Annotated in this window: 17 protein-coding genes; 8 read left to right on the top strand and 9 right to left on the bottom strand. The window is 66.5% G+C overall.

Annotated features, from left to right (window positions below):
- Positions 1-207: 207 nt before the first annotated feature.
- From IFT45_RS13945 to IFT45_RS13910, 8 genes are all read right to left on the bottom strand, one after another.
- Positions 208-984 carry an AAA family ATPase gene (locus IFT45_RS13945; RefSeq protein WP_192128868.1) on the bottom strand — a complete coding sequence of 259 codons (777 nt, stop codon included), beginning with the start codon at positions 982-984 and terminating at the stop codon, positions 208-210.
- A gap of 426 nt (positions 985-1,410) precedes the next feature.
- Entirely contained in the window at positions 1,411-3,381 is a 1,971-nt protein-coding gene (locus IFT45_RS13940; protein WP_192128867.1) for a hypothetical protein, read from the bottom strand.
- Positions 3,382-3,558: 177 nt separating this feature from the next.
- On the bottom strand, positions 3,559-3,909 hold the full coding sequence (locus IFT45_RS13935; RefSeq protein WP_192128865.1) for a hypothetical protein: 351 nt from the start codon (positions 3,907-3,909) through the stop codon (positions 3,559-3,561).
- Between the two features lie 3 nt (positions 3,910-3,912).
- Entirely contained in the window at positions 3,913-4,395 is a 483-nt protein-coding gene (locus IFT45_RS13930) for a helix-turn-helix domain-containing protein (RefSeq protein WP_192128863.1), read from the bottom strand.
- Positions 4,396-4,559: 164 nt separating this feature from the next.
- Positions 4,560-4,868: a hypothetical protein gene (locus IFT45_RS13925; RefSeq protein WP_192128861.1), complete on the bottom strand. Its 309-nt coding sequence runs from the start codon at positions 4,866-4,868 to the stop codon at positions 4,560-4,562.
- Positions 4,868-6,022: a M23 family metallopeptidase gene (locus tag IFT45_RS13920; RefSeq protein WP_244638021.1), complete on the bottom strand. Its 1,155-nt coding sequence runs from the start codon at positions 6,020-6,022 to the stop codon at positions 4,868-4,870. The genes IFT45_RS13925 and IFT45_RS13920 overlap by 1 nt, the downstream gene beginning before the upstream one ends.
- A gap of 20 nt (positions 6,023-6,042) precedes the next feature.
- Positions 6,043-6,561, bottom strand: coding sequence for a hypothetical protein (locus IFT45_RS13915; protein WP_192128856.1), 519 nt, complete (start codon positions 6,559-6,561; stop codon positions 6,043-6,045).
- Entirely contained in the window at positions 6,558-7,907 is a 1,350-nt protein-coding gene (locus tag IFT45_RS13910) for an AAA family ATPase (protein WP_192128854.1), read from the bottom strand. The genes IFT45_RS13915 and IFT45_RS13910 overlap by 4 nt, the downstream gene beginning before the upstream one ends.
- Positions 7,908-8,305: 398 nt before the next feature.
- Here IFT45_RS13910 and IFT45_RS13905 point away from each other — a divergent pair, with 398 nt between their 5' ends.
- From IFT45_RS13905 to IFT45_RS13870, 8 genes are all read left to right on the top strand, one after another.
- Positions 8,306-8,923, top strand: a complete 618-nt coding sequence (locus IFT45_RS13905; protein WP_192128852.1) for a DUF6668 family protein — start codon at positions 8,306-8,308, stop codon at positions 8,921-8,923.
- A 23-nt stretch (positions 8,924-8,946) separates the two neighbouring features.
- Positions 8,947-9,261: a hypothetical protein gene (locus tag IFT45_RS13900; RefSeq protein WP_192128850.1), complete on the top strand. Its 315-nt coding sequence runs from the start codon at positions 8,947-8,949 to the stop codon at positions 9,259-9,261.
- 37 nt (positions 9,262-9,298) lie between these two features.
- Complete coding sequence (locus IFT45_RS13895) at positions 9,299-10,027, top strand: hypothetical protein (RefSeq protein WP_192128848.1); 729 nt, start codon at positions 9,299-9,301, stop codon at positions 10,025-10,027.
- 95 nt (positions 10,028-10,122) lie between these two features.
- On the top strand, positions 10,123-11,688 hold the full coding sequence (locus tag IFT45_RS13890; RefSeq protein WP_244638020.1) for a type IV secretion system protein: 1,566 nt from the start codon (positions 10,123-10,125) through the stop codon (positions 11,686-11,688).
- A gap of 9 nt (positions 11,689-11,697) precedes the next feature.
- Entirely contained in the window at positions 11,698-13,206 is a 1,509-nt protein-coding gene (locus IFT45_RS13885; protein WP_192128843.1) for an SCO6880 family protein, read from the top strand.
- A 27-nt stretch (positions 13,207-13,233) separates the two neighbouring features.
- Positions 13,234-14,901 (top strand): ATP/GTP-binding protein, encoded by a 1,668-nt coding sequence (locus tag IFT45_RS13880; protein ID WP_244638019.1) that lies wholly within the window; start codon positions 13,234-13,236, stop codon positions 14,899-14,901.
- Complete coding sequence (locus IFT45_RS13875) at positions 14,898-16,730, top strand: TraM recognition domain-containing protein (protein WP_192128841.1); 1,833 nt, start codon at positions 14,898-14,900, stop codon at positions 16,728-16,730. Before IFT45_RS13880 ends, IFT45_RS13875 begins: the two co-directional genes overlap by 4 nt.
- Positions 16,727-17,137, top strand: a complete 411-nt coding sequence (locus IFT45_RS13870) for a DUF4913 domain-containing protein (protein ID WP_192128839.1) — start codon at positions 16,727-16,729, stop codon at positions 17,135-17,137. The genes IFT45_RS13875 and IFT45_RS13870 overlap by 4 nt, the downstream gene beginning before the upstream one ends.
- A gap of 39 nt (positions 17,138-17,176) precedes the next feature.
- Here the strand turns inward: IFT45_RS13870 and IFT45_RS13865 are convergent, their stop codons facing one another.
- Positions 17,177-18,373, bottom strand: coding sequence for an ATP-binding protein (locus IFT45_RS13865; protein WP_192128837.1), 1,197 nt, complete (start codon positions 18,371-18,373; stop codon positions 17,177-17,179).
- Positions 18,374-18,439 lie beyond the last annotated feature (66 nt).

Genomic DNA, 18,439 nt, shown 5'->3' with positions numbered 1-18,439 from the left:
TCTCGATCTTGCTGGAGAAGGGCTCCATGCGCCGAGCACTGCGCGGCCGCCCGGGCCCCCGCCTAGTGGGCGCGTGGGTTGGGGTCGATTCGTCTCGCCCCAGCTGCGCCTGGCTAGCTGGAGTAGTCACAGGCTGAGGTGGCTTCGTGAACGACTCCACGACGTCACGCTGCGGCGCCTTCTGTAGCGTTTTGCGCTCGATGACCATCAGTTTCCTCCGTTGATGCGCTTGGCATGTTGGGTGAAATACTCGAAGAGAATGGCTGCCCCTCGGGTTCCCACCTTTGCCAGAGGCACTCCACCGCTTTGGGAATCCTGCATGGCTGTTCGCAGAGGCAGGAACGGCTCGTGAACCTGGTCGCCGAACGCCTCGAGCAGCTGCCCGATCTGGAACTTATGCTCTGCTGTGCGCGGAGAGCTGACCTTGTTGACGATGATGCCGCTGAAGACAAGGTCGGGGTTGAGGTAGGGCGCGGTCTGAATCTTTTGGACTGTTTGAAGGAACTCGGCCACTCCCCGCACGGAGTACGCCCCTGGTTCAGTTACGACGACGACATTATGAGCGGCGATAAGGCCATTCAGCGTCAGCCTGCCCAACGCGGGGGGAAGATCGATTAGGACGTGGTCGTAGGCGTCCAACTCCTGCGACGACTGAACTGCAGCCTTCAGGCGCAACTCCGCGCCAACAAGACTTTCAGTGTCGATTCGAGCTAAGTCTTGGGACCCGGGAACGACATCGATTCCCTCCCAGCTCGAGGCGACTGCAGCTTGGCCCAAGGTCCCCATGTCGCCGGCGTAGAGGACGTCGAAGATGTTGAAGTCGCCGACTCCCCCGAGGGTGTCAGTGATGTCAGCTTGAGGGTCGAGGTCGACAACGCAGACGCGCTGACCGAGTGACGCAAGACCAGAGGCGAGGCCGAGAGTCACGGAGGTCTTTCCAACGCCGCCTTTTCGGTTGCCAATGGCTGTTATCCGAGGTGACACAAATAAATCCTTCCTTACGTCAATCTGTCTAGACGTAATTAATAGGTAGGCCAACAACCAATTTGGGAACACAACTCGACAAATGTATGGTAGTGATCTGTCGAACAATCCGTCTAGACGTAATTAATAGGCAGTGGGGCCTTCAATCCGATAATGGCAGATAGACGTGCGTACGTCAATCCGTCAAGACGTAATTAATTCCTTCTAGCAGCCGGGTTGTTCCAGCCATTGCACGGCCCAGCGCTGTGCACCGTGGTCCATCCGGACGTAATTATTAAAGACCCCAAACCGATCGTTCAAATGGTCCGCTTGTACACATACATGACGTAACCCCCACGGGAATTGGGGAGGCACGGCCGAGCACGGAGAAACGATCCGTCAATCTGTCCAGACATATTTATCAAGAGCGTCGCCAACTTTCATCCATCACATAAACCGGACTCCAGGTCGCGTGTCCTGTAGCGCGAGCAATGCGCTCAACACATGTCCATGCTGAGCCCGGCCGCCTGGGCCGCGGGGGTACCGAACGCGTGTCCGTTCCTCCAGGCCGGTCAAGGTGAGTTGCTCCAGGCGCCGCCTACGGGGTTTGTGGGCGCCCCTCTGTCGACGCCAGCGGAGTTCGTCGAGCCAGAGGCCCCATCGGGAGCGCTCGGCCTGGTAGCGGGCTTCTCGGCGCTCGAGGTACCCGACGACGTCAAGGGTTTCCGCGGCCGCCTCGGGCGTTTTAAGTGTCTGGAGCCAACCGCTCCGGGATCGACGGGAGAGCCCGAAGGAGATAAGCCGCCCGAGGTACGTCTTGACCTGGCGAACGGTAAATCCAGCTGCGTCAGCGATGTCCGTGGCGGTCTGTCCGTGTGTCCTGGTCAAAAGCCGGTAGACGTGCCCCGCAGCGCGTCCTAGCGAATGGGGTGCGGCGAACGTGTCGGTACGTAAGGGAGCCAGTCGATGCTGAAGTTCTGAGATAAGGAGGGCTCGTGAGGTAAGGGGGTCAGGTGCGGGAGGGGTCGGCGCCGGGCGTGCAAGCACTTGTGCGCGAGTTTGCGTCATCTGGTCTGTGGAGAACTTGGGATGGAGGCGGAACCGTTGCCCGCGGGCCTTGTCGGTGCGTTCCCCGGCGCGTTGAAGCCAGCTGTCGTCGCTTGCGGTGAGGAGGGTCAGGACTTCGCCAACTCGGCGTTCGGACCAGCCGGTGTCGATCGCGAGGCGCCGGGTGTCGGCCTCGACTTCGGTGGACGCCGCCTGGAGCATGTAGACGCACAGGGCATCGAGAACGGCGCGGAAGACGAGGGAGCCGCGGCCGGTGACGCCTCGGCCTCGGCTGCCGCCCCAGAGGCCGGTGGTGAGGTTGGCGCGTTCTTGGACCCGGTCGATCGTGGCCACGACGCCGGCAACACGGGTCGGGAAGGTGGGGTCATTGTCGGCGGCCGCAGGATTGGCCGACACATACGCCACAGCAGAGGCCCACGTCGACGCCAGGGTCCTTGCCTGCTGCCTGCTGGTGCGGGGGAGACGTTGGGTGCCGGCACGGCGGGTGCGGAGGTGCTCAAGGCCCGCGGAGTGCTCGACCAGGGCGGCGACGTCGTCGTACCGCCACCTGGCGTTCGCGCAGCCGGCGAGGATCGACGCGGCTGCAGCGGACGTGTCTCCTGCCGGCGCCGAATCGAGTAGGCCCCGGACGTACTCGGACAGCTCCCGTCGCGCCCCGAGCAGGTACGGGTGCCCGCCCGGGTCCTTCCTCACGTTGTGGGCCAGGGACACGTCCACCGGCTCGAGCTCGGCGCCGAGATCGACCAGCAGCGCATCAAGCGCTGCCACGTCAGCCATCGATGTCGAGGGCGCCAAGAGCGGCTGCAGCGAACCCTGCGGCACCGACATGCCCGACACACGGTGCGGGGCCCCCGGTGGGCGGACAGCACCGCCGGTCTCCGACAGGGGGGAGGGGTCAAGGGAGGGCAGCAGCTGCCTTGCCAGGCGCGCGACCCGGTGCACAGCAGCACCCGGGGTGAGCTCGTCGAGGGCGATCCACACGTGCCGGCCGCCCGTGGGGCCGGACTCAGTGACCGTGTGCGCGATCGACACCTCGTGAAGCCAGTACGACAGCCGGGCGGCGTCGTAGGCGGGGCGGCCGTTCTTGGCGTCGAAGTCGAAGCAGATGAATCGGAACCAGCCCGGACGTGACGTCAGCCACATCGCCCAGGGCCCGGCAGGGGCTTCCTCATCCAGGCCGTGGTGGGCGGCGTAGGAGTTCAGGAACGTACCGTCGACGAACTCGGCCGCGCGCTGCACGTAATCCCGCGGGGACAACACACGAGTAAGTGCCCACGCATCGTTCGTACCGGCTGTCAGAGATGACGACACGCCGGAGGGTGATTTTTCCGGCGCGGTGCTTGCGCGCACAGAAAAGCTGTTTACACTGATGCCATCACCTTCCCTCGGGATGGGGGTACGACTAAGGCCCGGTGCACTACCGGTTCTTGATCGGATCTAGGAGCTCGAACCCACCTGCTTGGCGGCTACTGGGGTAAGAGCAACGAATTTGAAGAGGCCCGTCGCGAAAGCGGCGGGCTCTTTCGTTTAAGCAGCCGGGATAGGCAACTCCTCGAGCTTCTTGTCGCGGGGGTGCTCGACCAGGGGCAGGCACCCCTGGTCGGCAACGATCTTGGCCACGAGCGCTTCCATGTAATAGGCAATGGAGACGCCACTGGCAGCCGCAGCTGCGCGGACCTCCATACGCGTTTCCGGTGACACGCGGCCCTGCAGAAGGACCGTTGGGACGTTCTGGGGTCGGTGGGCCAGCCCACGAATTGCGCTCATGCAGCCATCATGGGTACTTAAGATGCATACGCCGACCTCATCGGGGCGCGTGTCGTGGTTATTTTCCGAGGTACGGCCCGGGACGCGGTGCGGCGTTTCGAGCATCTGCACGACTCAGGCCTCCTCGCTTGAAGGTGACGCGTCGCCCTTGGGTTCAACACCACGACGGGTGCGGGGGATGAATGCGGGGCGCTGGTTGCTGGTTTCTTCGAGGAGGCGTCGGAGGGTGTTCTTTTCAACGCGCCAGCGCCCGCCGGGGCGCATAGCGGGGATGGTCCCGTTGTTGAGCCACCCGAAGATGGCGGGCCGGCTCTTGCCGAGCAGGGCCATGAGGTCTTGGTAGTTGAGGTAGTCGCCGTAGTCGTCGAGGGGATCGGGGTAGGGCTCGTGCTCGGGGACGGGAACGGTCGACGTCGATTCGAGCCAGTCCCGCACCTCAGATCGAAACACGATCCACGAGTGGGCGATCTGGTGCCCGGGGATGGTTCCTCGGTTGAGCCAGAGGCTTACGGTCGTCTGACCGATCTGCAGTAGGCGCTCGAGGTCCTTGGACTTGAGCGTGACAGGCAGGCTGTCCCAATAGTCGTCTTGTGCCATGCGCGGGAGTGCAGCTCCGGTCGAGGGCGGGCGTTCGGTCTCCGTCTGATCAGAAAGACGGTGCGCGGGTAGCTCTTCCGGGGCGAACTGCTCAGAATCACTACCCCTGGGGTTGATTATCCCTTGCTGCTTCCAGTAGACCGCTCCGTCGGGGCTGGTGTCACTCATCGTGGGGTCACTTCGCCCGTCACGGAGCGCCTGGCGGCGGGGGCGAGGGCGAGGGCCGCGATCCTGCCGTCAGGGTGAGCGGTGAGGGCCCACTGCCCGTCGGGGTCGACGGTGGTTAGGCGCACGGTCCGGTGCAGCAAGTCGCAGGCGACGGCGAGGGCATAGGACGTGATCTGCGCGCGGGCGTCGTCGATGTTCGCGGGGGTGAGTGGCACGTCGTGGCGGGCGAAGTTGATGTGTGCGGTGCCGTCGGGGTAGACGTTGCCGCGGACGATGGAGAGGTGGGGGATCGGGGTGTCAGCCATCAAAAGCTCTTCCTCTCGCAGTCCTCGCCGCAGAGCGTGACGCCGAAGAGGGAGTAGAACTCCTCGGGGTCGACGTAGCCCTGGGGGCCGCCGATGGTCTGCGACTGGGGGAGTGCGCTGACGCTGTCGTTGGTGGAGCCGTCCGTGTTCACGCGGAGGTCGAGGTGGCAGCCGGTGGACGGGCCGTTGGAGCCGATCTTTCCGATTTTTTGGCCGCTGCTGACGGCGTCGCCGACGCCGACGGTCATGTCGAACGGGTACATGTGCAGGTAGCTGATCGTGTAGCCCTCGGCGGACTTGATCGAGAGGGTGTAGTCGGCGGCGACGGTGACGGTGCCGGCCTGGGAGGCATAGATGGGGGAGCCGCACGAGTAGCCGGAGCGGCCCGCGGAGGCCCCGGAGACGCGGGTCTGGTAGTCGTACGCGGGGTGCCAGGACGAGGCACCTGCGGTGGGGCTCTCGCGTGGGCCGTAGTCCGAGGTCTGATCGAACGGGGCCGTCAGGGGCAGGACGGTGCCACCGGCGGAGCATCCGTTGGTCGGGGCGGCTGTGCCGGGTGTTGCAGACGGCGTCGGGGTCGCGGTGCTCGAGGCGGGGGAGGTGGTGGAACCGCCGGTGCCACCGGAGAGTTGCGTGACGATGTTCTGCGCGGCCGGCTGGTACTGCCGGTAGTGGAAGGGGTCTTGGTTGATCTGCACGCGGTGGATCGCGATGGTGGGCTCGAGGGTCTCCCAGCCCTCGACGGCCTGCAGGGCTTTGAAGAAGTTGGTGGCGCTGATCGTGGGGTCCATGCGGTCTTCGTAGGACCCCCACGCGCCGTTGCCGCGCTGCTGGAACAGGCCGCGGCTGTCTGGGCCGACTGCGTCGCCGCGGTCGAGTACCTGCAGGGTGGACTCGCCGATGGCGGTCATGATCCCGATGACCTGCGCCTGCTGGGTGAGGCCGAGTGATTCGGCGGCGTTCATGATGTACGCGGCGTTTTTGAGCTGGTCGCCGGAGAACCCGTCGATGGGGGAGTGCTGGGCGGCGGCGTCGACGTCGACGCTGCCACCGGTCATGGTGTTGCACGCGGCCGCGGCACTGCCGCCGAAGGAGAACACGACGAGGAACACAAGGAGGCCCATGAGGGCCGCTGGTGTTCCGATGAGGATCAACAGACCCTTGCTGCCGCCCTTCATTCGCCGCCGGTGGGCCGGATCTCGTTGGCGAGCCACGGGGCCCCGTCGCCGGTGCGCGACAGGGCGACGTTGTATTCGCCGGCGTCCGTGGGGACGAGGACGTTGAGGGCGACGTCGGTGGCGCCGCTGACGATCGTGCCGTGACCGGTGACTTGGGTGGCGGAAATTGTGGTGGGGTCTTGGCCTTGGTAGGCGACCGCGCCTGACTGCGATAGCAAGGGCGTCATCTGCTGTGCCCACGCCTCTGCGGTGAGGGTCGGCTGCGCGTAGACGCTGACGACCTTCTCGGCGGCCATGACGGCGGAGGCCTGTGACCCTTCGGACGCGTCCGGGGCGGGCTGCGCCGTCGCGTCGTCGTAGACGGTGGGGGTCGGCGTCGGCTCGGTCGAGGGAGTCGACGAGGCGCTGGGGGCCGGGTCGAGCTGCTGGTCGTCAGCGGCGTTGCCGGAGCATCCCGCGAGGAGGATCGCTGTGGCGATCGCGACCGGGATCGCGGCGGCGCTGCGGCCGGTCACAGGCCACCCGCCACGGCGGCGCCGGCGGCGAGCCATGCCCGCTGCGTTTCGGCGCGGAGCCCGCCGTAGTTGATGACGTCGGCTCCGAGGCCCTTGTCGTAGGGGATCGTGACGACGTCTCGGGCGAGGCCTTGGAAGCCGTTGGCCATGCGGGTCAGCTCGGCGTCGGGCAGGTCGTGCTTGTGCTTGCTCACGACGACGACGGCCTTGTCGGCGAGGTCGGCGAAGTGGCCGCCGCGCTCGGCGAGGCCTTCGAGCAGGAGCGCGGCCGACTCGGCGGCCTTGGCCTCACCGATGGTGGGGACAACGATCTGGTTCGCGCGCTCGAGCGCGCGGACCCACATCGGGTCGGTCTCGTCGTTGCCGGAATCGATGAACACGAGCCGGTAGAACTTCGACGCGACGGCGTGGATCGAGTCGACGGTCGTGGCGTCGAATCGCTGCTGGGTGGCCAGGACCTCGGGTTTTGAGCGGAGGACGTCGTAGCGGTCGCGGGTCTGGTGGTGGACGTAGTGGGCAAGGTCCGCCGACTGAGCGCCGGTGCCGAGGAGCCGGTCAACCTGCGGGAGCAGGTCGAGGATGCTCGCGTCGTGGGGTCCCTGCTCGGTTGACCAGCCCAGCGTGCCGCGGGTCTGGTTGTTGTCCCACGCGAGGACGCCGGCGCCGCCGTAGCGGGCGAACACGCTCGACAGGGCGATGGTCGTCATGGTCTTGCCGACGCCGCCCTTGCCGTTAAGGATCGCGATGGTGCGGGGACCGGGCCAGTGCTGACTGACCATGCGGCTCCACCCGCGTTCGCGTCGCTCAGCCTCCGAGGGCGACATGCGGATACCGATGCGTGAAAGGGTGCCGCGGATGCCCTGCGTGGCGGGCTCCTCGACTTCCTCGCGGGTGAGGAACGACTGCCGTGCTGCACGTCTCGTGGTGGGCTGCTCGTCAGCCAACGGCGCTGCAACAGCAGTGACGCCCTCCTCGACCGGCGAGGGGACAGCCAAGGCCGGCGGCACGTCGGCCGAGAAGGGAGCGGCCGGGACGTCGGCGGCAGCTGCGGCGACGGTGTCGGTCTGGTCGAGGTCGGTCAGTGGCTCGGTCACACCATTAGGGCTGACTGACAGGGTCTGTGTGCCGTAGCGGTCGTGTGTTGTCAGACGCACAGCCCGGTGCATCTGCTCGGCGGTGCCTCGGACGCTCGTGAGGATCGTGCGGCGGATGTCGTCCTCGCTTCCCTCCTCGAACGGCATCGGGACACCGTTCACCACGAGGACGCCGGTGGCACGGCCGTCGGTGGTGGGGGTGATGGTGGCTTCGATGCGGGGGAACGCGGGGATGGTCTGGGTGTCAGTCATCTGCGCCTCTCAAGGTCGGGGTGACGGGTGAGTCAGTCGTGGGGTGGGGGAGCAGGTAGTTGCGCAGACGCCGAAGAGGCGTCCGTCCCTCCGCGAAGGAGCAAAAAGTCCTTGGACGCGATTGAGGGAGAGGCAGACGACATCACAGACGTCCTCGACCGTGAGTAGCGACCCGAACTGGGCTAACTCCAGATGTCGCCAGTCCATGAGCCCTCCCCCCGAAGTGGTTACCGATGGTGCACAATCGTAGAGGAAATTGGAGCAGTGTCTGCGACCTTGCAAAAGATAGTTATATTTGCAGCATGCACACAAACTAGACCGACGCGTCAGTCCCCAATGTTGGGGACAGCGCGGGGGACGGCCTAGAGAGAGACCACAAAGGTTGAATGGGGGATCGCATGGGCGACGACACGAATCCGTGGGTAACCGGGGGAGTGGCCTCCGGAGATGAGCAGGAGATTCTTCCTGCGATTCAGTCCACGACTCGGCGCGAAGCGCTGCGGGGGCCGCCCGCTCCTCAGCCGACGGCCGTGCAGGTGCCCGAGAGCGCCGACCGCCTACCGACCCGGCAGGTGTTCACCGGCGTCTCGATGTGGTGGCTCGGGGCTCACGGCGGCGCGGGGGAATCTACGCTGTCGACGCTCGTGCAGGGCTCCCAGCCCGCCGAGCACGCGTGGCCTCTCCCGAACGTGCGCGGCGCCTCCAACCGGGTGACAGTTGTGGCCCGCACGAACTACGCCGGACTCATGGCGGCGCAGCGCGCCGCTTGTGAGTGGGCGGCAGGCACGACCGCCGGCCTAGTCGACCTGGCCGGGCTGGTGCTGGTCGCGGATGCCCCGGGCCGACGCCCCAAGGAGCTCCGCCAGCTCGAGCAGCACATCGCCGGGGGATACCCCCGGCTGTGGACTCTTCCGTGGGTGGAGGCGTGGCGGATGGGCCCGCCCTCCCCGGACGGCATGCCACGCGAATACCGCGCTCTTCTGGCGGACCTGAACCTCACTGCTTCAACGAACTAGCCCGGCTCGAAAGGATCACCACCATGTCCAACACCCTCCTTGCTCTCGACGTTCTGAACACGACGGCCCTGCAGGCGCAGCACCTCCTCGCGGTCGTCGTCCCCGACGGCGACCCCCAGGCCCCAGCTGACTGGGCCGGCAAGTTCGGTCGCATCATCGGAATCGCGAAATGGATTCTGCTGCCGCTCGCGGTCCTGGCCCTGATCGCCACCGGCGCGATGCTCTTCCGCAACAACCGTCACGAGGGCGGCGAGATCCAGGAGCGCCTGATCAAGATCGGCTTCGGTCTCTTCCTCGGACTCGGAGCGGCATCTCTTGTCGGCTTCGTGATCGCCTAACCCATTCCCAAGATTCGCCTCAACAGAAAGCACCTACATGAGCAACGCAGAGCAGCCGTTCTACCGCCGCCCAGTGTGGATCGTTGTGGCGATCTTCCTGGCCGTTGTCCTCGTGGGCGGCGGCACCGCCGCTGTCACCGGCGTCTTCGGCGGCGGTGAGGATACGACCTCTAGCCCGACGCCGGCCCCGACGCAGACGGCTGACGTGCCCGAAAGCGCGGCATCAATCTGTGGCCTCGAGGGCTACGACACCGAGAACACCCTTACGTCGGCACCCACGACGGATTGGGAACTCGTCGGCACCGTGGCCACACCCACAGGCGCCGACGGCGCGGGTCCGGGGGAGACATCTGACGATGGCGTCCGTACTTGCTACGCGCACACCGCCAAGGGCGCCCTCTACGCAATCGTCAACTATTACGCCCAGTCGAGCGACGCCCGCTTGGCACCGAACATCGCAGACCTCGTCGCTCCGGGACCCGGTAAGGAAGCGGCACTTGACAGTGCCTCCTCTGCGCCGACCTCCTCAGCAACTCGCTTGCAGGTGGCTGGCTTCAAGGTAAACAACTATTCGCCCGACGAGACAACCATCGATGTCGTCTGGACCGTCACGTCCGAGGAAAACACCCTCGTGAGCATGCCGATGGTCATGAAGTGGGTCGATGGTGACTGGAAGGTCGAAGTCGCGGATGACGGCTCCTTCCCCTTTGCGGCGTCGGCCCTGCAGAGCCTCGGCGGATACACGCCGTGGGCGGCAGGGGTCTAGCTATGGCCTGTGGCATTACCGATCCTCTTGCGTGTGTCTCAGACGGCGCTTCGGCCGTTGCTTCTAAGGCTGCGAACGACACCGTCCAGCAGCTCATGAACAACGCGCTCGAGACGTTCGGCAAGATCGTCGGTTCTCTCGGCACGCTCTGGGTCAACGTCCCGAGTCCCGAGCTCACGCGCGGAGACGCGGACGCTTCGGGCTACACCCCGACCGAGACGGTCACGTCGAGCTTCGACACGATCCTCGGCTACGTCGCGTGGATCGGACTGCTGGTCGCTGTGCTGTCGATCATCGGCTTCGCGATCGTGTTCATGCGCGCCCGCTCCGAGGAGACCGGGCTGGATAGCCTGGGGCGCCTCGGCCTGATCTTCGGAGGGGTGTTCTTGGTCACGAGCGCATCATCGCTCGTGGCCTGGCTGATCCCGACGACGGCTCCGACCGGGTCGTCGACAACGGTCGGCTTTCTGCAGAGCTCCACTTGGTATGTCGTACTCACGATGGCCGTGGCGTCGGTGATCATCGCCGGCATCCGCATCGCGTGGACACAGCGAGGCGAGCCGGTCCGTGACCTGCTCAAGTCGATGCTGACGCTCATCATGGTCTCGACCATCGGCCTCACTGTCATCCAGCTCGCAGTCTCCGCGGGCGACGCGTTCTCGGTCGGCATTCTCAATGCCGCCACGGACTGCGACGTCGCGGCCGACACCGGAACCTCGTCGTGCTTCGGCACCAACGTGGCCGGCATGATCGCCCTGACTGCATCGTCACCCATCGGCACGATCGGCGTGCTTCTCCTGGCTCTCATCGCGATCCTGATGACGTTTATCCAGGTCGCCCTCATGGTCGTCCGTTCGGCCATGCTCGTGCTGCTCGCGGGCGTTCTGCCTCTCACGGCAAGCTTTACGAACACCCCAACTGGCGAGCAGTGGTTCCGCAAGTCTCTGGGATGGCTCATCGCCTTCATCCTCTACAAGCCCGCGGCCGCACTGATCTACGCGGCGGCGTTCCGCCTCGTCGGCACGGATCTATTCGCAAAAGACGACGGCGGTATCTGGTCGATCATGACGGGCCTGGCCCTCATGGTCATCGCACTCGTGGCGCTGCCGGCACTCATGCGCTTCATCGCGCCGATGGTCGCCCCCGCAGGCGGTGGCGCTGCTGGCGCAGCGATCGCGGGCGGGATCGGTGCCCTCGCCGGGCAGGGCGCATCGGGCGCTGTTCGCAAGCTCGGTTCCAGCGCGAGTCGCACAGCGAACGAGGGCGGCGGCGGCGGGGGCGGCGGCGGCGGCGGCGAGAAGTCGTCGGCCTCTGGATCGACGTCGACGACAAGCGGTGCTCGCAGCGGCGGCGGCACTGGCGCGTTCAAAGGCGGACCTGCCGGCGCCAAGGCGGCTCCAACAGGAGCGCAGTCCGGTGCAGCCGCTCAGACAGCGGGAGCGAGCGCCGCGTCCGGTGCCGGCGCGGGGGCCGGAGCCGCTGCTGGTGCGGGCGGTGCCGCTGCTTCTGCAGGGGCCTCGGGCGCTGCCGCTGCCGCAGGTCCTGCCGGTATCGCCGTCATCGGAGCTCAGAAGGTAGCTCAGGGTGCCAAGAAGGTAGCCGACGGCGTCAAGTCCGCGGCCGAGGATTCAGCCGGAGAGGGCCCTTCGGGGTCCAAGTAAGGGGTAGCCATGAGCAACTTCGAGGGCCGCGCAGCTGCGCGGACATACGGCAACTGGCGCAAGCCCCGCACGCGCGGTGTCGGGGCGCTCGGCATGTTCCCCACGATGTTCGGCTTCGCCGGCGCGGTGATGGTCATCGTCGTGGCCACCAATAAAGGCCTGCCCGCGGGTCTCATCACCGCGGCGATCTTCGCCGGGGTGCTCGCCACCGTTGCGGTCAAAGACAAGCACGGAGAGTCAGGGATGATCCGCATGATGAACCGCCTGGGGTGGATGTTCGCCAAGAACCGCGGCTCGCACCTCTACCGCTCGGGCCCCCTTGGCTTCGCCGAGTGGGGCACGGCCCAGCTGCCCGGCCTTGCCGCCGGATCGCGCCTGACCGAGCAGCAGGACTCCTACGGACGTTCCTTCGCTCTGATCGAGGTGCCGTCCAAGAACGACTTCACCATCGTCCTCGGTGCCGAGCCCGATGGGTCGGCCCTCGTCGACCAGGAGCAGGTCGATATCTGGGTTTCCGAGTGGGGCGCGTGGCTTGAGGCCCTGGCCGACGAGCCCGGCCTGGTCGCCGCGTCGGTGACGCTCGAAACTGCACCCGACACGGGCACTCGCCTTGAGTCCGAAGTCCTCGGCCGCATCGACGAGCGCGGCTCGGAGTTCTCCAAGCGCGTCCTGCGGAAGATCGTCGCGACTTACCCGGCGGGGGCTGCAACGATCAAGGCGTACGTGGCCGTCACGTTCAACGGTGCGACCCGCACCGGCAGTAACAAGCGCACCGCCGAAGAGATGGGCCGGGAGCTTGCGTACCGGCTCCCGGGCCTGACTCAGGGCCTGTCGTCGACGGGTGCAGGCTCGGCCCGCCCTTTGACCGCTCAGGAGCTGTGCGAGGTCGTCCGTGTCGCCTACGACCCGGCGGCCGCGATTCTGATCGACCAGGCTAACGCTGCCGGTCAGCCGCCGGAGCTGTACTGGCCTGAGGTCGGCCCGACCGCCCACCAGGCGTCGTGGGATTCCTACCGCCACGACTCCGCCCTGTCGGTGTCGTGGATGATGTCTCAGGCCCCGCGCGGTAACGTCGGTGAGTCGATCCTGGCTCGCCTGCTCGCCCCGCACCGCGACATTGCTCGCAAGCGCGTGACCATGCTCTACCGCCCGATCGACCCGGCACGGGCCGCGGCGATCGTCGAGGCTGACAAGCGTGACGCCGAGTTCATCGTCGGCTCGTCCCGCCGGCCGACCGGCCGCTCGCGGAAGGACGCACTGGCGGCGTTCGCGAACGAGTCGGAGGAGTCCGGCGGCGCGGGACTTGTGAACTTCGGCATGGTCGTCACGGCGACCGTCGAAGACCCGGCAACGATCGAAGACGCGCGCGCCGCGATCGACAGCCTCTCCGCTCAGGCCCGCATCCGGCTGCGGCCGGTGTACGGGTCGCAGGACTCCGCCTTCGCCGCGGGCTTGCCCCTCGGCGTGGTGCTCCCTCGGCACCTGGCCATCCCGCACGACATCCGCGACCAGCTCTGATGAGCGACCAGACGGAAGGGACTACCGATGCCCGCGCTTGACCAGGGGACCCGTCGGGTCACCAAAAAGCGAGCCAAGACACTCACCCCCGCCCAGGTGGAAGCGAAGTCCGAGTCGAAGAAGAAGCTGACGAAGAAGGAGCGCCAGGCGCTCCGGGCTGCCGGTCAGTCGTTCACGCGCCCCACGCCCCGCGGTTGGATCGGTCGTGGCCGGGGTGAGACCGTCATCGTCCAGCCCGCCCCGGAGTGGCGCGGCACGACGGTGCAGGTGTGCGGCCTCTGGCCCTACGCCGTCGGCTCGGGAAGCCCGATCAGCGGTGTCCCGCTGGGGCTGCACCTCGACACCGGGGCCACGGTCTGCGCGGACCCGATCTCGTGGTTCCAAGTCGGCATCATCTCCAACCCCTCGATCTTCGCCCTGGGCCTGCCGGGCCTGGGAAAGTCGACGCTCATCCGACGGATGGGCGTCGGCGGCGACGGCATGGGCTACCTGCCACTCGTCCTCGGGGACCTCAAGCCGGACTACGTCGACATGGTTCGCGCTCTCGGCGGGCAGGTCATCACCCTCGGCCGTGGCCGCGGGCACCTCAACATCCTCGACCCGGGCGGCGCGATCGACGCCGCCGAGCAGCTGCGCGTCGCCGGGTTCGAGGAGCAGCGTCAGCAGCTCATCGCCGACGCCCACGGGCGCCGAAACACGATGGTGTCCTCTCTCCTCACGATCCTCCGAAAGCAGCCGCCGAACGACGTCGAGGAGTCAATGATCGACGCGGCACTGCGCGTGCTCGATGACGAGTTCGAGGGCATCCCCGTCCTGGCGGATCTGCTCAAGGTCATCCAGGACGCCCACCCCGCCGTCCGTGACGTCGCGGTCGACCGCGGCGACATGCGCGCGTACCAGGAGATCACCCGAGGCCTCGAGGCGTCGCTGATCAGCCTGACCCGCGGCGGACGGCTGGGCGAGATTTTCTCCCAGCAGACCGACGTCGCGATGCGCCACGACAAGCCGGTGGTCTACGACGTGTCAAGCATCGACGAGTCCGACACCGACCTGCAGGCCGCCGTCCTCCTCGCGTGCTGGTCTCAGGGATTCGGCACGGTGAACGTCGCCACAGCTCTCGCGGACGCAAAACTGCAGCCCCGCCGGCACTACCTCATCGTCATGGACGAGCTGTGGCGGGCGCTGCGCGTCGGCAAGGGCATCGTCGACCGCATCGACTCCCTCACCCGCCTGAACCGTCAGCGTGGCGTGGGCCTTGCGATGATCACGCACACCATGTCGGACCTCCTGGCCCTGCCCGACGAGCAAGACCGCATGAAAGCCCGCGGGTTCGTCGAGCGCGCCGGGATGATCGTCGCCGGCGGGCTGCCCCGGGCCGAGATGGCGATGCTCACTCAGGCGGTCGCGCTGTCCCGCTCGGAGCAGAACCTCGTCATGTCCTGGCAGAACCCGCCCGGATGGTCCCCAGAGCAGGAGCCGCCCGGGCGCGGGAAATTCCTCATCAAGGTCGGTGGGCACCCGGGCATCCCGGTGCACGTCGAGCTGACCGAGGAGGAGCGCTACATCAACGACACCAACAAGGCGTGGCACGCCACCGAAGTCTTCCCGGAGCCTGACGAGATGATCGGCCTGGCCCCGGAGCTAGCGGTCGTCGTCGGCGACGAGGGCAACGAGCTCGAGGAGGGTGCAGCGTGAGCACTCAGCAAACGAACCGCCGTGCCGAGCCGGGCCGGTCCAACCCGAACACCGTGCTCTACACGTACATGTTTTGCATTGTCGCCGGCGCGGTCGCGTCGGCATGGGTGGGCCTTTCGGCGGCGTCGAAGATCGACGGCACGAACACTGACCTGCCCCGCGACCCGTTCAAGATCGCCACCGGCATCAAGAACGGCACGGTCGAATGGACGTCGCTGGCGACGGTTCTTTCGATCGTCGTCGCCGTGGTGCTGCTCGTTCTCGTGGTGGCGGCCGCAAAAATCTACCGCCCGTCGAGCAAGGACAAGACCCGCGTCGACACGTCCGCCCGGTACATGGGCTCGACGAAGGATCTTCTCGACCTGCAGGAGAAGCGTTCGCTCGAGAAGGCCGCACGCCTCGGGGTGCCCGGCCGACCCGGCGTGCCCCTCGGTAAGGACATGCGCTCGGGGAAGATGCTCTACGCCTCGTGGGAGGACGTCACGATCGGCATCGCCGGGCCCCGCGTGGGTAAGACGACCTCGCTGGTCGTCCCCGCGATTCTCGCCGCCCCCGGCGCCCTCCTGACGACGTCGAACAAGCCGGACACCGTCGAGACGACTCGCAAGATGCGTGACCAGGTCGGCACGACGTGGGTGTTCGACCCGCAGCAGCTCGTCGACGAGGAGCCCACCTGGTGGTGGAACCCGCTTTCATACGTCACCGACGACACCACGGCCGCCCGCCTTGCCGGGCACTTCGCGGCCGGCTCTCGCGAGGCCGGCGACAAGGGCGATGCGTTCTTCGACCCCGCCGGTAAGGACCTCCTCGCCGGCATGCTCCTGGCCGCGTCCCTGGACCAGCGCCCCATCACCGACGTCTTCGGGTGGCTCACCGACCCCGACAACCGCGAAATGGTCTCGATCCTCCGCAAGGGCGGCTTCGGGCTCATCGCGGACGACGTCGAGAGCGCGTCCCGCACCTCGCCCAAGCAGCGCGACGGTGTCTACGGCACCGCCCGCAAGATGGCCGCGTGCTTGAAAAACAGCAGCATCGGCCGGTGGGTCACGCCCTTAGGGCGGAACATGGCCGACGACATGCGTCCGCAATTCAACCCTGACGAGTTCGTGCGCGGCACCGACACTTTGTACTCACTCTCGAAGGAGGGCGAGGGCACCGCGGCGCCCCTGGTGACCGCTCTGACCGTCGCGGTCGTCGAGGCCGGCGAACGCCTGGCCAAGACCCAGCCCGGCGGCCGCCTGACGACGCCTCTGCTCTGCATCCTCGACGAGGCCGCGAACGTGTGCCGGTGGAAGGACCTGCCAGACCTGTACTCGCACTACGGCTCCCGGGGCATCCCCATCATGTCGATCTTCCAGTCCTGGTCACAGGGCGTCGACGTGTTCACCCTCGCCGGCATGCGGAAACTGTTCAGCGCCGCCAACGAGGTCGTGTACCTCGGGGGAGTGAAGGAGACCGAGTGGCTCCGTGAGCTCTCGGAGCTCATTGGTGACTACGACCACGAGGCCGTGTCGTACTCGATGAACAAGGGGGTCCGGTCGACGAACGTGAACAACAACCGGCGTCGCATCCTCGATATCTCCGAGCTCGCGGAGCTACCTCGAGGTCGGGCGATTCTCCTGGCCTCGGGTCTTCGGACCTCGATGGTCAAGACGGCGCCCTGGTACGAGAGCCCCAACGCCGACAAGATCCACGCGTCGATCGCCGCTCACGAGGCCACGGCCCGTGTCGCGGGGTCGACGACGGCCGTGGCCTCGACACCGGCAGAGGGCAACCCGTGGCTGAACGCGTCGACGATGAAGCCGCTCGAGGCGGAGGACGGCCGATGAGCAACGTAGCTGAGTGGGATGACGCGGACGACGAGGACGACGCCCTCGAACAGCCAGAGACGTTCTACGGCTCGGCCGACGAGTTCGTGCGGGAGTTCCTGATCGTCACCTACCGCCGTGACGTGAGCCCTAGGGGCGAGTTTCGGTGGGACCCGCAATGGTGGATGCACCCGGAAGCCGTCGCCCGTCTCGATGCCCTCTGGCGCACCTGGGAGCACTTCCGCCACGACGGCGCAACCGGGATGAGTGTCTGGTGGCGTGATCACGCCGACCACCACATGGGCGTCCTTCTGAGCCCTGTCGGACCCTTCGCGAAGTCCTCTGGAACAACCGATCCCGGTGAACCGCTTCCCTACGCCGCCCCTCCACCGGGCCTATTCGTCGACGTCCGTGGGATAGGAGACTAGACAGCAAGGCGGGGGACAGGACGCGAGAGGGAAGCGCCGCTATTCGGGGGCCCCGGTGAAGTCGAGGTCGTCGTGGTGGCGGTCAATGTAGGCGGCCATCCCGGGGACTGTGTAGGCGAGTTGTCCGTGCTCGGGTGCGTAGACGAGCCCTTTGCTGATGAGGGCTGCCCGGTAGGGGCCGAGGCTGCTGGGCTGAAGGCTCATGCGGTGGGCGACGGCCGCTGTGGGGGAGGGGCCTTCCCCATCGGCAGCCATGGCGTAAAGCATTCGTCGCTCGGATCTCGTAGCGCGTTCCCATCGAGACTTGAAGAAACCGGCATCGAGCTGCTCGGTACCGTAGGACACCGCAGCTTCGGCATCTGCGACAGTGATGGTCCGGTCGGGGGCGAGGTTCCAAGCAGTTTGGCCGAACTCTTGAATGAAGTACGGGTAGCCATCAGTGGCGTCGAGAAGCTTCTCGAGGGACTCAGGTTCGTACTCGGCGCCGAGCCGTTCTGCAGGCTCTCGAAGTGCGTAGGCGGCGTCGTCTCGGCCGAGCTTGCCGATGGGTCGATAGTTGAAAAGCCGTTCCGCGTACGAGCGGGTCTCGGTCAGAACGCGAGGCAAGTTGGGCAGGCCCGCAGCGACAATGTAGAAGGGCCAATCGCGCTGATTTGCGGCGTGCTGGGCAGCGATGAGAGCGCCCATGGTCTCTGCATCCAGGTCCTGCATCTCATCCACGAACACGGCGAAGCCCCGGCGCTTTTCGCCGAGGGCGCCAGCGACGTCTTCGACCAGCTCGAGGAGGTCCACCTCAACGTCCCCGGAGTCAGCGCGACCTTTGCTGATGTCGACGCCCAACTCGATGCTCGTAGCACCGATTTTCGCATTAAAGGAGGAGATAGTGCCGAGCGCGTCTCTCATTCGGCCCGTGAGCGTGGTGCGGGTGAGCTTCCGAGCGGCTACGACGACCTCGCGAGCGAGGGCCCGGCGAACGGTCTTGGCGCCCTGCTCGTCACGACGGGCCTCGAGGCGGACCGTGAGCCAGTCAGCAGCGTCAGCCCGTCGGTGCATTTCGTTCAGAAGCACCGTCTTACCCACGCCACGAAGGCCCGTCAGAACGATGCCGCGATCGCCCATGCCGTACCCAACCCTGGCGGTCAGCGTGTCAAAGGCCTCAAGCTCTTTCTGGCGCCCAACAAGCTCCGGTGGCCGGCGACCAGATCCTGGACTGTAGGGGTTCTGCTCTGGCAACATATTGCCAACGATAGGCCACGATTAGTAATTGTCAATCTTGGTCTATGACTAGCTACGAATGAGCCG

The sequence above is a fragment of the Frigoribacterium sp. CFBP 13707 genome (assembly GCF_014842245.1).
Classification (GTDB): Bacteria; Actinomycetota; Actinomycetes; order Actinomycetales; family Microbacteriaceae; genus Frigoribacterium; species Frigoribacterium endophyticum.
This window is presented reverse-complemented; position numbering and strand designations above follow the sequence as displayed.

Coding starts and splice junctions, on each gene's coding strand:
- IFT45_RS13930 (WP_192128863.1), bottom strand. CDS start 4,395: ATGGCACAAGACGACTATTGGGACAGCCTGCCTGTCACGCTCAAGTCC.
- IFT45_RS13925 (WP_192128861.1), bottom strand. CDS start 4,868: ATGGCTGACACCCCGATCCCCCACCTCTCCATCGTCCGCGGCAACGTC.
- IFT45_RS13910 (WP_192128854.1), bottom strand. CDS start 7,907: ATGACTGACACCCAGACCATCCCCGCGTTCCCCCGCATCGAAGCCACC.
- IFT45_RS13905 (WP_192128852.1), top strand. CDS start 8,306: ATGGGCGACGACACGAATCCGTGGGTAACCGGGGGAGTGGCCTCCGGA.
- IFT45_RS13900 (WP_192128850.1), top strand. CDS start 8,947: ATGTCCAACACCCTCCTTGCTCTCGACGTTCTGAACACGACGGCCCTG.
- IFT45_RS13895 (WP_192128848.1), top strand. CDS start 9,299: ATGAGCAACGCAGAGCAGCCGTTCTACCGCCGCCCAGTGTGGATCGTT.
- IFT45_RS13890 (WP_244638020.1), top strand. CDS start 10,123: ATGAACAACGCGCTCGAGACGTTCGGCAAGATCGTCGGTTCTCTCGGC.
- IFT45_RS13885 (WP_192128843.1), top strand. CDS start 11,698: ATGAGCAACTTCGAGGGCCGCGCAGCTGCGCGGACATACGGCAACTGG.
- IFT45_RS13880 (WP_244638019.1), top strand. CDS start 13,234: ATGCCCGCGCTTGACCAGGGGACCCGTCGGGTCACCAAAAAGCGAGCC.
- IFT45_RS13870 (WP_192128839.1), top strand. CDS start 16,727: ATGAGCAACGTAGCTGAGTGGGATGACGCGGACGACGAGGACGACGCC.
- IFT45_RS13865 (WP_192128837.1), bottom strand. CDS start 18,373: ATGTTGCCAGAGCAGAACCCCTACAGTCCAGGATCTGGTCGCCGGCCA.